Origin of the sequence: Pseudonocardia benzenivorans CB1190, assembly GCF_000196675.2 — a bacterium.
GTDB classification, from domain to species: domain Bacteria; phylum Actinomycetota; class Actinomycetes; order Mycobacteriales; family Pseudonocardiaceae; genus Pseudonocardia; species Pseudonocardia benzenivorans.
The window spans coordinates 3,761,846-3,776,028 of record NC_015312.1 but is presented as its reverse complement, the minus strand read 5'-3'; the positions used below and the strand labels follow the sequence as shown (position 1 = coordinate 3,776,028).

The window sequence follows — 14,183 nt, the reverse complement described above, 5'->3', positions numbered from 1 at the left end:
ATCGACTCAGGAGACACCCGCACGTGGCGACGACGAACGACCTGAAGAACGGCCTGGTGCTCAACCTGGACGGCCAGCTGTGGTCGGTCACGGCGTTCCAGCACGTCAAGCCGGGCAAGGGTGGCGCCTTCGTGCGCACGACGCTGAAGAACGTCATGACCGGCAAGGTCGTCGACAAGACCTTCAACGCCGGCACGAAGGTCGACACCGCGACCGTCGACCGCCGCGACATGACCTACCTGTACCGCGACGGCTCCGACTTCGTGTTCATGGACGGCGACACCTACGAGCAGATCCCGATCCCCGAGCCCACGGTCGGCACCGCGGCCGGGTACCTGCTGGAGAACCAGACCGCGATGGTCGCGCTGCACGACGGCGTCCCGCTCTACGTCGAGCTGCCCACGTCGGTCGAGCTCGTCATCTCCCACACCGACCCGGGCCTGCAGGGCGACCGCTCCACCGGCGGCACCAAGCCGGCCACGCTGGAGACCGGCGCGGAGATCCAGGTCCCGTTGTTCGTGACCACCGGCGAGAAGGTCAAGGTCGACACCCGCGACGGCCGGTACCTCGGCCGCGTCAGCTCCTGACGTGAGAGCGCGCACCAAGGCCCGCAAACGCGCCCTGGACATCCTCTTCGAGTCCGAGGCGCGTGGCGACGACCCGCTCGAGGTGCTGCGCAACCGCCGGGAGACCGACGACGCGCCGCCCGTCTCGGACTACGCGGCGCTGCTGGTACAGGGCGTCGTCGAGCACCGTGAACGGATCGACCAGCTGCTGGCCGAGCACGCCGAGGGCTGGACGGTCGCGCGCATGCCGGCCGTCGACCGGACGCTGCTGCGCATCGGCGTGTTCGAGCTGCTGTGGGTCGACGAGATCGACGACCCGGTCGCCATCACCGAGGCGGTCGAGCTGGCCCGGACGCTCTCGACCGACGACTCGCCGCGCTTCCTCAACGGCGTGCTCGGCCGCATCGCCGACATCGCGGAGCACCTGCGCGCCACACGCTGACGCCCCGCCCTGCGCCGCGGCACCACCGGTCCTCCTTCCGCCCGCGTCCCGTTCGCCGGACGCGGGCGGACGCACGCCGGGGCCCGCCACGGCCGGAGGCTGGTAGCGTCCGCCACGGCGCGCCAGGGCGCCACCTGGTCCGCGGGCAGGGCTGAGCCCACCTGGGCGGTTCCCGTGTGGATGCGTGTCCTGCACACCCTCCTCCCGAACCCCCGGTACGCGGACCACGGGTGGTGAGAGGAGGGCTCGTGCCCACCGTCGTCCCCCTGCCGCAGGACCCCGACGTCGACCAGCTGCGTCGCCAGGCCCGCGAGCTCAGCCGTGCCGCCCGTGCGGGCGACGCCACGGCCCGCGCGGGCGTCGCCCGCTGGGCACCCGAGCACGCCGACGGCGACGTCCCGCTGCACGTCGCCCAGCTCGTGCTCGCCCGCACGCACGGCTTCGCGGGCTGGCCACCGCTGGTCCGGCACCTGCGGACCGTCGCGCGCTGGTCGTGGGTCCCACCCGCTGACCCCGCCGACTCCGCCGACCCTGCCGCCGCGAGCCCCGCCGACGAGTTCCTCGCCCTCGCGTGCCTGCGCTACGACGGCGACGACCCGGTCCGCCGGGAGCGCGCCGCCGCCCTGCTCGCCGCGCGCCCCGAGATCGCCGGGGCGACCGTGCACACGGCGGCGGCGACCGCCGACGTCGACGCCCTGCGCCGGCTCCTCGCGGCGGACCCGTCCCGTGCCGGCCTCGACGGCGGCCCGCACCGGTGGCCGCCGCTGATGTACCTCGCCTACGCCCGCCACGACCCCCGGATCGACGTCGACGCGGTGCTCACCGCCGCCACACTCCTGCTCGACCACGGCGCCGACCCGAACGCGGGCCGGCTCTGGCACGGGCTGCCGTCGCCCTTCACGGTGCTGACCGGTGTCTTCGGCGAGGGGGAGGGCGGCCCGCAGGCCCAGCCCCGTCATCCCGCCGAGCGTCCACTGGCGACATTGCTGCTCGAACGCGGCGCCGACCCCGACGACGCGCAGACCCTCTACAACCGCATGTTCGGCGCCGACGACTCGCATCTCGTCCTGCTCTTCGCCCACGGCCTGGGCCGGCGCGGCGACGGGGGCGTGTGGCGTTCACGGCTCGGCCACACCCTGCCCGAGTCCGCGCGGCTGCTGGCCGACCAGCTCGACTGGGCCGTCCTGCACGGCCTGACCGTGCGGGTGGAACTGTTGTTGGACAACGACGTCGCGGTCCGCGGCGGGCGCTGGATCGGTACCACCCCGGTCGCCGAGGTGGCGGCGCGGCTGGGCCACCCGGCGATCGTCGACCTGCTTGTCGCCCGCGGTGCGTCCCGGCCCGTGCTGGACCCCGCGGCCGCACTGCTCGCCGCCGCGCTCGCCGGGGACGGCACGGCGGTCGCCGCGGCGCCGGACACGGTGCGCGCCGAGGCGGCGGCGCTCCGGCCCGGGGCGCTCGTCATGGCCGCCGCCGGCGGGCGGCGGCGTGCCGTGGAGCTGCTGCTCGATCTCGGCGTGCCGGTCGACGTCCGCGGCCGCGGCGACGGGGCCGGCCACGACGGCTGGAACACCGCCCTGCACGAGGCCGCGCTGCGCGCCGACCACGACATGGTCGCGCTGCTGCTCGCCCGCGGCGCCGATCCGACCGTGCGCGACGCCCGCTTCGGCGCGACGCCCGCCGGCTGGGCCGCGCACGCCGGGCACACGGCGCTCGCCGCGGAGCTGACCGCACGGGAGGAACGCCACATCCCGGGGACCTGACGCGGCAGACTAGCGTGGTGGTGGGGCGGCGCGAGGACGGGCGGCCTGCCGCCGGCGGACTCTCCCCGGCGGGCCCACCGACCGTCGGAGTTCCTGTTGCGCGTCGCGATCCTGCCCCTCGCCCTGGGCACGTTCGCCATCGGCCTGACCGAGTTCGCCGTGATGGGCCTGCTGCCCCAGATCGCGACGGGTCTCGACGTCTCGGTCCCGGCTGCGGGCACGCTCGTCACGGCCTACGCGATCGGCGTCGTCGTCGGGGCTCCGCTGCTCACGGCGGTGAGCCTGCGCCTGCCGCGCACCCGGATGCTGATCCTGTTCATGGCGATGTTCGCGGTCGGCAACGCGCTGGCGGCGGCCGCGCCGTCGTTCGGGCTGCTCGTGGCCGTGCGTTTCCTGACCGGGCTGCCGCACGGCGCGTTCTTCGGTGTCGCGGCACTGGTCGCGGCGTCACTCGTGCCGGAGGAACGCCGGGCCAGGGCCGTCGCCGCGGTCTTCCTCGGCCTCACGGTGGCGAACGTCCTCGGGGTCCCGGCGGCGACCGCGCTGGGGTCGGTCGTGGGCTGGCGCGCCGCGTTCGCGGTGATCGTCGTCGTGGCGCTGACGTCCGTCGCGGGGATCGCGTTGCTCGTGCCCCGGGCGGGCGTCGGGACGCCCGCCCGGCTCGGGGCGGAACTGGCGGTGTTCCGGCAGCGCTCCGTACTGCTGGTCCTCGCGATGATCGTGCTGGGCTGTGGGGGGCTGTTCGCGTTCTACAGCTACATCGCGCCGGTGATCACCGGGCTCGCCGGGTTCGGTTCCGACGTCGTGCCGGTCCTGCTCGGCGTCTTCGGCCTGGGCATGACGCTGGGGACCGTCCTGGGCGGGCGCGTCGCCGACCGGGTCGACCCGCGGCGCGTGATGGTCGTGCTGCTCGCGGCGCAGGCGGTCCTGCTGGCCGCCGCGGTGCTGGCGCTGCACTCGCGGTGGCTCGCGCCGCTCGTCGTGTTCGGGGTCGGGCTGCTCGGCCTGGCGCTGGTCCCGGCGGTGCAGTCGGTGGTCATGGACGCGGCGCGTGACGCCCCCGTGCTCGCCTCGGCGGCGATCCATTCCGCGTTCAACGTCGCGAACGCGCTGGGCGCGGCACTGGGCGGCGTGGCGCTGGCCGCGGGTCTCGGGTTGGGGGCGCCGTCGGCGGTGGGGGCGCTGCTCGCCGCGATGGGCGCGGTGCTGGCCGTGTTCTCGCTGCGGGCGGGTACCCGTCCCGCAGCGACCGTCGACGCGTGACGCCCGCCCGTACCGCCGGCAGGGCACGGAACGCGCGGGTGCGGCGCCGGCGCGGCCGGGCGCACTCGACGAAGGCCCCGAGCGGACCCGCCGCAGGCGGCGCCGGACGCGACGTGGGCGGGACCCGTCGAGTCCTGCGGGGCCGGACGGGACGTGGTGCGGGCGCACGCCGGACGCCCGGCCCGCAGGCGCGTGACGAGTCGACGCAGAGCCGGTGCGCGTCGGTCGACGCAGAGCCGGTGCGCGTCAGTCGACGCGGTGCCGGTGCGCGTCAGTCGACGCGGTGCGGACGCGCCTCGGGGGGCAGCACGCCCCAGTCGATGAGCTGGTCGGTCAGCTCGCCGGGGGTCTTGTCGTAGATGATCGCGAGAGATCGGAGGTCCTCGGCCCTGATCGAGAGGACCTTGCCGTTGTAGTCGCCGCGCTGGCTCTGGATCGCCGCGGCGTAGCGCGCCAGCGGACCGACCTTGTCGGCGGGCAGCTGCTGCAGCCGCTCCAGGTTGATGACGATCTTCGTCGCGGGCTCGGAGCCCGACGGCACGCGGCCCTCCGGCAGCAGCTCGGCGACCGGGACGCCGTAGAAGTCGGCGAGCTCCGCCAGCTTCTGGACGGTGACGGCGCGGTCGCCGCGCTCGTAGGAGCCGACGACGACGGCCTTCCACCGGCCACCCGACTTCTGCTCGACGCCGTGCAGCGACAGACCCTGCTGCTGCCGGATGGCGCGGAGCTTGCTGCCGAGTGCCTTGGCGTAGTCGCCCATGTGGCGATCCCCTCTCGCAGGACGTCCGGCCGCGGGACCGACGTCCGTGTACTGGTCGTGCGTGGCCGGACCGACCCCTCCGCCGGTCCGCCGTCATCAGCGCTCGTCGAGACGGTGCCCCCCGCTTCCGCGGCCACTCGCGAGCCAGCTGATCGATACGGAGAGTAATCATGCGCCCCTCTCCGTCGCCGGGTCAAGCCGGGTGAGCCGTCCTGAAGCCACATGGGCGGTTCTCCACTCGAACGGCTGATCGACACGCCCCGTCCAGGGACGATGGCGGCCACGCTGGGCGGATCAGCTGCGTCTGCAGGGACGGATGGTGCTTCTGTGACTTCCGTGAGTGTTATCGGACTGTGACCGTTCGGCCCCGGCCGAGCCGCGGGATCGGGTGTGACCGGCGTGACCGTGTGACCCGGGCCGGTAGCGCCCGCGTGCACCCCGGTCCGGCGGCGATCGCTGATAGCGTGACCGCGCACCAGTTCCTTTAACGACCCGTCCGGCGAGGCGGGGAAGGAGAGCGACCTCGTGGCGAACGATCGCCGCGGGGACGCCGGTGGCGAGGGGAGCGGTCTGCCCGACCGCGAACTCCTCAGCGCCTCCGACGTCACCCGCACCATCGCGCGCATCGCGCACCAGATCATCGAGAAGACCGCGGACGCCGAGCACGTCGTGCTCATCGGGATCCCGACCCGCGGCACCGTACTGGCCCGCAGGCTGGCCGCCGCCGTCGCCGAGTTCGGCGGCCGCGCCCCGGCCGTCGGGACCGTGGACCCCACGCTCTACCGCGACGACCTCCGTCGTCGGCCGGCCCGCGCGTTGGAGGACACCCAGGTTCCCGAGGGCGGCGTCGACGACGCCCTCGTCGTCCTGGTCGACGACGTGCTGATGTCGGGCCGCACCGTCCGGGCGGCCCTCGACGCGGTCTCCGAGCACGGCCGGCCCCGCGCCGTCCAGCTCGCCGTCCTCGTCGACCGCGGCCACCGCGAGCTGCCGATCCGGGCCGACTACGTCGGCAAGAACGTCCCGACGTCGCGCAGTGAGCTGATCCTGGTGTCGCTCACCGAGATCGACGGCGAGGACCGGGTCGCGATCCGCAGGGGGGCGGGCGAGTGAAGCACCTGCTCACCGTCACCGACCTCGACGCGGCCACCGCGACCGCCCTGCTCGACACGTCCGACCGGCTGCGCCAGGCGCTGCTCGGCCGCGAGGTGCGCAAGCTCCCCACGCTGCGCGGGCGCACCGTCATCACGATGTTCTACGAGGACTCGACCCGCACCCGGGTCTCGTTCGAGATCGCCGGCAAGTGGATGAGCGCCGACACGGTCAACGTCAGCGCCAAGGGCTCGTCGGTCTCCAAGGGCGAGTCGCTGCGCGACACGTCGCTCACGCTCTCGGCGATGGGGGCCGACTGCGTGATCGTCCGGCACCCGGCGTCCGGTGCGGCGCACCGGCTCGCGGCCTGGGCCGACAAGGACCGCGAGTCCACCGGCACGCACACCTCCATCGTCAACGCCGGCGACGGGACCCACGAGCACCCGACGCAGGCGCTGCTCGACGCGGCCACCCTGCGCGACCGGCTCGGGTCGGTGGCGGGGCGGCGGATCGGCATCGTCGGCGACGTCCTGCACAGCCGCGTCGCCCGCTCCAACGTCTTCCTGCTGGCCACGCTCGGCGCCGAGGTCGTGCTGATCGCGCCGCCGACGCTGCTGCCGGTCGGGGTCGCCGAGTGGCCCTGCCGGGTCTCCCACGAGATCGACGCCGAGCTCCCGGGCCTCGACGCGGTGATGATGCTGCGCGTCCAGGCCGAACGCATGACCGGCGGGTTCTTCCCGTCGTCGCGCGAGTACGCCGTCGCCTACGGCCTCTCCGACGCCCGCGCGGCGATGCTCCCCGAGCACGGCGTCGTGCTGCACCCCGGACCGATGGTGCGCGGCATGGAGATCGCGCCGAGCGTGGCCGACTCGGCCCGCGCCGCGATCCTCGCGCAGGTCCGCAACGGCGTCCACGTGCGGATGGCCGTCCTCTACCACCTTCTCGCGGGAGCCCCGGAGTGACTGGACCCAGCATGAGCGACCTGTTCATCCGCAACGCCCGCCCCTACGACGACGACGCGGTCGACCTGGTCGTCCGCGACGGGGTGATCACCGAGATCGGCTCCGGGCTGGAGGCTCCCGACGGCGTGGAGACGCTCGACGCCGAGGGTCGCGTGCTGCTGCCGGGCCTCGTCGACCTGCACGTGCACCTGCGCGAGCCGGGCGGCGAGGAGTCCGAGACGGTCGAGACCGGCTCCCGGGCCGCCGCGCTCGGCGGGTTCACCGCCGTGTTCGCGATGCCCAACACGGCACCGGTCGCCGACACCGACGTGGTGACCGCGCACGTGCGCCGTCGCGGCGCCGAGGTCGGGCTGGTCGACGTGCACCCGGTCGGCGCGGTCACCGTCGGGCTGCGGGGGGAGAAGCTCGCCGAGCTCGGCACGATGGCCACCACCGCGGGCGTGCGGATGTTCTCCGACGACGGACACTGCGTGAACGACCCGCTCGTCATGCGCCGCGCGCTGGAGTACGCCTCCGCGCTCGACGTCGTGATCGCCCAGCACGCCGAGGACCACCGGCTCACCCAGGGCGCCCAGGCCAACGAGGGCGTCGTCGCGTCGCGGCTCGGGCTCGCCGGCTGGCCGGCCACCGCCGAGGAGACGATCGTCGCCCGCGACTGCGCGCTGGCCCGCGAGGCCGGTGCGCGGCTGCACGTCTGCCACGTCTCGTCGGCCCGCACGGTCGAGGTGCTGCGCAGCGCCAAGGCGGCGGGCGTCACCGTCTCCGCGGAGGTCACCCCGCACCACCTGTTGCTCACCGACGCGGCCCTGACGTCCTACGACCCGGTGAACAAGGTCAACCCGCCGCTGCGCACCGCGGCCGACACCCAGGCGATGCGGGCGGCGCTGGCCGAGGGCGTGATCGACGTCGTCGCCACCGATCACGCCCCGCACGCCGCGCAGTACAAGGACACCGAGTGGCAGGCCGCCAGGCCGGGCATGCTCGGCCTGCAGACCGCGCTGTCGGTCGTGGTGCACACGATGGTGGAGCCGGGCCTGCTCGACTGGCACGGGGTCGCCCGGGTGATGTCCGAGCGGCCGGCGGAGATCGCCGGGCTGCCCGACCAGGGGCGCCCGATCGCCGTCGGCGAGCCTGCCAACCTGGTGCTCGTGGACCCCGAGGAGCCGTGGACCGTGCGCGGCGCCGCGCTCGCGAGCCTGTCGTCGAACACCCCGTACGAGGGCATGCGGCTGCCGGCCGTCGTCGTCGCGACGGTGCTGCGCGGCAGGGTGACCGCCCGCGACGGGCGGGTCGTCGAGCGGACGACGGCGTGAGCGCCCCCGTGTCCGCGTCCCGGGTCGCGCTGCTGGTACTCGAGGACGGCCGCATCTTCCGCGGTGAGCCGTTCGGCGCCATCGGTGAGAACCTCGGCGAGGCCGTCTTCACGACCGGCATGACCGGTTACCAGGAGACGCTGACCGACCCGTCCTACCACCGCCAGATCGTCGTCCAGACCGCCCCGCAGATCGGCAACACCGGCTGGAACGACGAGGACGACGAGTCCGCGCGCGTGCAGGTCGCGGGCTACGTGGTCCGGGACCCGGCCCGCCGGCCGTCGAGCTGGCGGTCCCGGCGCGCGCTGGGCGAGGTCCTCGCCGAGCAGGGGGTCGTCGGTGTCGCGGGCGTCGACACGCGCGCGGTCGTCCGGCACCTGCGCGAGCGCGGCGCGATGCGGGCCGGGGTGTTCTCCGGCGACGCGCTGGCACCCGACGGCGACCTCGTCGAGCGGGTGCTCGCGAGCCCGCGGATGGAGGGCGCCGACCTGTACGGCGCGGTCACCACCGCCGAGCCCTACGTCGTGGCCGCCCACGGCGAGGCGAGGTTCCGGGTCGCCGCGCTCGACGTCGGCATCAAGTCGAACACCCCGCGGATGCTCGCCGCACGCGGCATCGAGGTGCACGTGCTGCCCGCCGACACGTCGATCGAGCAGATCGTCGACCTCGGGGCGGACGGGTTCTTCGTGTCCAACGGCCCCGGCGACCCCGCGACCGCCGACGTGCCCGTCGCGCTGACCCGGGCGGTGCTGGAGCGGGGCATCCCGACGTTCGGCATCTGCTTCGGCAACCAGATCCTCGCCAGGGCGCTGGGCCGCGGGACGTACAAGATGCGCTACGGCCACCGCGGAATCAACATCCCGGTCGTCGAGCACGCCACCGGGCGGGTGGCGATCACCTCGCAGAACCACGGCTTCGCGGTCGAGGGGGAGGCGGGGGAGCGGTTCGACACGCCGTTCGGCCCTGCGGTGATCACCCACACCTGCCCCAACGACGGCTGCGTCGAAGGCCTTGCGGGACTGGACTTCCCGGCCTTCAGCGTGCAGTACCACCCGGAGGCGGCCGCGGGCCCGCACGACGCGGCGGACCTGTTCGACCGGTTCGTCGACCTCATGGCCGCGCACCCGGCGCCCCGGCTGCACGCGGTGCCCGGACCCGGCGCCCCGGCGCCCGTGTCCGACGGCGCGGCGCCCGTGTCCGACGGCGCGGCGCCCGTGTCCGACGGCGCGGCGCCCGTGTCCGACGACGTGGCACCCGTGCACGACGACGCGGCGCCCGGGTCCGACAGCGCCGCACCCGTGGGCGACGGTGTGGAGCCGGGCCCGGACCAGGCCGCGCTCGGGACCGACGCGCCCGCGCCCGAGGCCGGGCCGGCCGCGGGGCCGGGCCGGGGGCCTGCTGCGGAACCCGTTGCGGCGCAGTCGCACGAGGGCACCCTCGTCCCGCCGCGCGAGCCGGCCGCCGACCGGGTACCCGACGAGATCGAGGCGGCCGTGCCACCGGAGCCACCGCTGCCACCGGAGCCACCGCTGCCACCGGAGCCACCGCTGCCACCGGAGCCATCGCTGCCGCCGCATCCGAGACCCGACGGCGACCCGACGATCGCGCTGCCGCAGACGGTGCACGTGGCCGCGAGCATCGACGAGACGACCGTGCTGCCGCGGGTCGCCCCGGCGGCCACCCAGCACCCCCACACCGGGGCGGCGGAGGACGTGGCGGACGACCCCGAGGAGACCGGCGAGGCCGGGTCCGAGGAACAGGGCGGCCGGCACCGGCTCATCGAGCCGCACGACGGAGGGGAGGTCTGATGCCCCGCCGCGACGACATCCGCAGCGTGATGGTGATCGGCTCGGGGCCGATCGTCATCGGCCAGGCCTGCGAGTTCGACTACTCCGGCACGCAGGCGTGCCGGGTGCTGCGGTCGGAGGGCCTGCGCGTCTCGCTGGTCAACTCCAACCCGGCGACGATCATGACCGATCCCGAGATCGCCGACGCCACCTACGTCGAGCCGATCACCCCCGAGTTCGTCGAGCTCGTCATCGCCGCCGAGCGACCCGACGCGCTGCTCGCGACCCTGGGCGGCCAGACCGCGCTCAACACCGCGATCGCGTTGCACGACAACGGGGTCCTGGAGCGGTACGGCGTCGAGCTGATCGGGGCCGACGTCGAGGCGATCCAGCGCGGCGAGGACCGGCTGAAGTTCAAGGAGATCGTGCAGTCCGTCGGCGGCGACGTCCCGCGCAGCGCGGTGTGCCACTCGATGGACGAGGTCCGGGCCGCGGTCGCGGAGCTCGGTCTGCCCGTCGTGATCCGGCCGTCGTTCACCATGGGCGGGCTCGGCTCGGGCATGGCCCACACCCCCGAGGACCTGGACCGCCTCGCCGGGGCCGGCCTCGCCGCCTCCCCGGTCACCGAGGTGCTCATCGAGGAGTCCGTCCTCGGCTGGAAGGAGTACGAGCTCGAGCTCATGCGCGACCACGCGGACAACGTCGTGGTCGTCTGCTCGATCGAGAACCTCGACCCGATGGGCGTGCACACGGGCGACTCGATCACCGTCGCGCCCGCCATGACCCTGACCGACCGCGAGTACCAGACGATGCGCGACGTCGGCATCGCCGTGCTGCGGGCCGTCGGCGTCGACACCGGCGGCTGCAACATCCAGTTCGCGGTCGACCCGCGCACCGGGCGGCTCGTGGTCATCGAGATGAACCCGCGGGTGTCGCGGTCGTCGGCGCTGGCGTCGAAGGCCACCGGCTTCCCGATCGCGAAGATCGCCGCGAAGCTCGCCGTCGGCTACACCCTCGACGAGATCCGCAACGACATCACCGGCGAGACCCCGGCGGCCTTCGAGCCCACGCTCGACTACGTCGTGGTCAAGGTCCCGCGGTTCGCGTTCGAGAAGTTCCCGGGATCGGACACCTCGCTGACGACGACGATGAAGAGCGTCGGCGAGGCGATGGCGCTGGGCCGGTCGTTCCAGGAGGCGCTGGGCAAGGCCCTGCGCTCGATGGAGACCCCCGACGTCGGCTTCTGGACCCGCCCCGACCCCGAGGGCGCGCCCGACGTCGCCACCCCGACCGACGGGCGCATCTACGCCGTCGAGCGGGCGCTGCGGCAGGGGGCGACCGTCGACGACGTCGCCGCGCGGTCAGGCATCGACCCGTGGTTCGTCGACCAGGTCGCGGCGCTGGTCGAGCTGCGTGCCGAGATCGCGGACACGCCCGTGCTCGACGAGGCGTTGCTGCGCAGGGCGAAGCGGGCCGGCCTCTCGGACCGCCAGATCGCGTCGGTGCGCCCGGAGTTCGCGGGCGAGGACGGCGTGCGGGCGCTGCGCCACCGGCTCGGCATCCGGCCGGTCTACAAGACCGTCGACACCTGCGCGGCGGAGTTCGCGGCGCGCACGCCCTACCACTACAGCGCCTACGAGACCGACCCGTCGGCCGAGTCCGAGGTCACCGCGCAGACCGGCAGGCCGAAGGTGATCATCCTCGGCTCCGGCCCCAACCGCATCGGGCAGGGCATCGAGTTCGACTACTCGTGCGTGCACGCGGTGATGGCGCTGCGCGACGCCGGGTTCGAGACGGTCATGATCAACTGCAACCCCGAGACCGTCTCGACGGACTACGACACCGCGGACCGGCTCTACTTCGAGCCGCTGACCTTCGAGGACGTCCTGGAGGTCGTGCACGCCGAGCAGGCGTCGGGGACCGTGGCGGGCGTGATCGTGCAGCTCGGCGGCCAGACCCCGCTCGGGCTCGCCCAGCGGCTCACCGCCGCGGGCGTGCCGGTCGTCGGGACCCCGGCCGACGCGATCGACCTCGCCGAGAACCGCGGCGAGTTCGGCGAGGTGCTGCGCCGGGCCGGGCTGCCGGCGCCGGCGTTCGGCACCGCGACCTCGTTCGAGCAGGCCCGCGACATCGCGACCCGCATCGGCTACCCGGTGCTCGTCCGGCCCTCGTACGTGCTCGGCGGGCGGGGCATGGAGATCGTCTACGACGAGGAGACCCTCGCCGGCTACATCGCCCGCGCCACCGAGATCAGCCCGACGCGGCCGGTGCTCGTCGACCGGTTCCTCGACGACGCCGTCGAGATCGACGTCGACGCCCTCTTCGACGGCACCGAGCTCTACCTCGGCGGGGTCATGGAGCACATCGAGGAGGCCGGGGTGCACTCCGGCGACTCCTCGTGCACGTTGCCGCCGATCACCCTGGGGCGCAGCGTGCTGGAGACCGTCCGCCGGTCCACGGAGGCCATCGCGCGCGGCGTCGGGGTGCGGGGGCTGCTCAACGTGCAGTACGCGCTGCACGGCGACACGCTCTACGTGCTGGAGGCCAACCCGCGCGCGTCGCGGACGGTGCCGTTCGTCTCGAAGGCGACGGCCGTCCCGCTGGCCAAGGCGGCCGCCCGGATCATGCTGGGCGCCACCGTCGCCGACCTGCGGGCCGAGGGCATGCTGCCCATGACCTCCGACGGGGCGACGACGCCGGCGTCGGTCCCGGTCGCGGTCAAGGAGGCCGTGCTGCCGTTCAACCGGTTCCGCACGCCGACCGGCCAGGGGGTCGACCCGCTGCTGGGCCCGGAGATGAAGTCGACCGGTGAGGTCATGGGCATCGACGCCGCGTTCGGGCCGGCGTTCGCGAAGTCGCAGGCGGCCGCCTACGGGCCGCTGCCGACGTCGGGCACGGTGTTCGTCTCCGTCGCCGACCGCGACAAGCGCGCCATGGTGTTCCCGATCCGCCGGCTCGCCGACCTCGGCTTCGAGATCCTCGCGACCGACGGCACGGCGGAGATCCTGCGCCGGCACGGGATCGCGGTGACCGAGGTGCGGAAGTGGTCCGACCGCAAGGAGGGCGCGACGATCGTCGACCGCATCCTCGCCGGGGACGTCGATGTCATCGTCAACACGCCCTACGGCAACGTCGGGCCGCGCGTGGACGGCTACGAGATCCGCGCGGCCGCGGTCACCCGCGGCGTCCCGTGCATCACCACGGTGCAGGGCGCGGCAGCCGCGGTGCAGGGGATCGAGGGGATGAAGACGGGGAGCATCGGGGTGCGGTCGCTGCAGGACGCTCACGCGGCGCTGGCCAGGGCGGAGGCGGCCCGATGAGCGCGGCTCCGGACGGGCCGGACGGGTTCGGCGACGACGGGTTCGGCGACGACGGGTTCCGCGACGACGGGTTCGGGGCCCGGCTCGTCCGCACCACGGACGCCCTCGGCACGCTGTGCGTCGGGATCGACCCGCACCCCTCGCTGCTGGCCGAGTGGGGGCTGACCGACGACGTCGACGGCCTCGCCCGGTTCTGCGACGGCTGCCTGGCGGCGTTCGCCGGAGCGGTGGCTGTCGTCAAGCCGCAGTCGGCGTTCTTCGAACGGCACGGCTCGGCGGGCGTCGCGGTGCTCGAGCGGCTGCTCGCCGGCTTCGCCGGCTCGCCCACGCTGACCCTGCTCGACGTCAAGCGCGGCGACATCGGGTCGACCATGGACGGCTACGCCGACGCCTACCTGGGCGTCGGCGCCCCGCTCGGGGCCGACGCGGTGACGCTCTCGCCGTACCTGGGGTTCGGGTCGCTCGCACCCGCGCTGGGTGCGGCCCGCGAGGCCGGGCGCGGCGTGTTCGTGCTGGCCCGCACCTCCAACCCGGAGGGCGGCCCGGTCCAGCTCGCCGACTGGGCCGGTCGCAGCGTGGCACAGGGGATCGTCGACGGTGCGGCCGCCGCCAACGCCGCCGCGGGCGCAGCCGACGGCCCGCTCGGCGATGTGGGCGTCGTCATCGGCGCGACGCACGACCACGGACTCGACCTCTCGGCGCTGCGCGGTGCCGTGCTGGCGCCGGGGCTGGGTGCGCAGGGCGCCGGCCCGGCCGACGTGGCCGACCGGTTCGCAGGCCTGTCGGGCCTCGTCCTGCCCACGGCGTCGCGGTCGGTGCTGCGGGCCGGGCCCGAACCGGCGGCCCTGTGCGGCGCGGCGGAGTCGCTGCGCGACGAGCTGGCGGCGGCGCGCGCGGCGGCCGGCTGACGGCCCG

General features: G+C 74.5%; 10 protein-coding genes and 1 pseudogene. 10 read left to right on the top strand and 1 reads right to left on the bottom strand.

Going from position 1 to position 14,183, the window contains the following annotated elements:
- Positions 1-23: 23 nt before the first annotated feature.
- The 4 genes from efp (at position 24) to PSED_RS17750 (ending at position 4,034) form a co-directional block, all read left to right on the top strand.
- Positions 24-587, top strand: a complete 564-nt coding sequence (gene efp, locus PSED_RS17765) for an elongation factor P (protein WP_013675625.1) — start codon at positions 24-26, stop codon at positions 585-587.
- 1 nt (position 588) lies between these two features.
- On the top strand, positions 589-1,008 hold the full coding sequence (nusB, locus tag PSED_RS17760) for a transcription antitermination factor NusB (RefSeq protein WP_013675624.1): 420 nt from the start codon (positions 589-591) through the stop codon (positions 1,006-1,008).
- A gap of 248 nt (positions 1,009-1,256) precedes the next feature.
- Positions 1,257-2,771: an ankyrin repeat domain-containing protein gene (locus tag PSED_RS17755; protein ID WP_013675623.1), complete on the top strand. Its 1,515-nt coding sequence runs from the start codon at positions 1,257-1,259 to the stop codon at positions 2,769-2,771.
- Positions 2,772-2,867: 96 nt separating this feature from the next.
- Entirely contained in the window at positions 2,868-4,034 is a 1,167-nt protein-coding gene (locus PSED_RS17750; RefSeq protein ID WP_013675622.1) for an MFS transporter, read from the top strand.
- Positions 4,035-4,305: 271 nt separating this feature from the next.
- On the opposite strand, the gene bldD is transcribed toward PSED_RS17750, so the two are convergent.
- A complete protein-coding gene (bldD, locus tag PSED_RS17745; protein WP_013675621.1) occupies positions 4,306-4,794 on the bottom strand; it encodes a transcriptional regulator BldD in 489 nt (162 codons plus the stop codon).
- Between the two features lie 525 nt (positions 4,795-5,319).
- Here bldD and pyrR point away from each other — a divergent pair.
- The 6 genes and pseudogenes from pyrR to pyrF all read left to right on the top strand — a co-directional run bounded on the left by pyrR (position 5,320) and on the right by pyrF (position 14,176).
- Complete coding sequence (pyrR, locus tag PSED_RS17740; RefSeq protein WP_013675620.1) at positions 5,320-5,907, top strand: bifunctional pyr operon transcriptional regulator/uracil phosphoribosyltransferase PyrR; 588 nt, start codon at positions 5,320-5,322, stop codon at positions 5,905-5,907.
- Positions 5,904-6,848: an aspartate carbamoyltransferase catalytic subunit gene (locus PSED_RS17735; RefSeq protein ID WP_013675619.1), complete on the top strand. Its 945-nt coding sequence runs from the start codon at positions 5,904-5,906 to the stop codon at positions 6,846-6,848. The genes pyrR and PSED_RS17735 overlap by 4 nt, the downstream gene beginning before the upstream one ends.
- Before the next feature lie 11 nt (positions 6,849-6,859).
- Positions 6,860-8,161: a dihydroorotase gene (locus PSED_RS17730; protein ID WP_013675618.1), complete on the top strand. Its 1,302-nt coding sequence runs from the start codon at positions 6,860-6,862 to the stop codon at positions 8,159-8,161.
- 8 nt (positions 8,162-8,169) lie between these two features.
- A pseudogene (gene carA / locus PSED_RS17725) lies at positions 8,170-9,276 on the top strand (glutamine-hydrolyzing carbamoyl-phosphate synthase small subunit); the annotation flags it as partial.
- Between the two features lie 692 nt (positions 9,277-9,968).
- Positions 9,969-13,268 (top strand): carbamoyl-phosphate synthase large subunit, encoded by a 3,300-nt coding sequence (carB, locus tag PSED_RS17720; protein ID WP_013675616.1) that lies wholly within the window; start codon positions 9,969-9,971, stop codon positions 13,266-13,268.
- A complete protein-coding gene (gene pyrF / locus PSED_RS17715) occupies positions 13,265-14,176 on the top strand; it encodes an orotidine-5'-phosphate decarboxylase (protein ID WP_013675615.1) in 912 nt (303 codons plus the stop codon). The genes carB and pyrF overlap by 4 nt, the downstream gene beginning before the upstream one ends.
- Positions 14,177-14,183: the final 7 nt, after the last annotated feature.

Bases quoted from the DNA above. Each gene is read 5' to 3' on its own strand.
- PSED_RS17730 (WP_013675618.1), top strand. From the start codon at position 6,860: ATGAGCGACCTGTTCATCCGCAACGCCCGCCCCTACGACGACGACGCG.
- carB (WP_013675616.1), top strand. From the start codon at position 9,969: ATGCCCCGCCGCGACGACATCCGCAGCGTGATGGTGATCGGCTCGGGG.
- bldD (WP_013675621.1), bottom strand. From the start codon at position 4,794: ATGGGCGACTACGCCAAGGCACTCGGCAGCAAGCTCCGCGCCATCCGG.
- pyrF (WP_013675615.1), top strand. From the start codon at position 13,265: ATGAGCGCGGCTCCGGACGGGCCGGACGGGTTCGGCGACGACGGGTTC.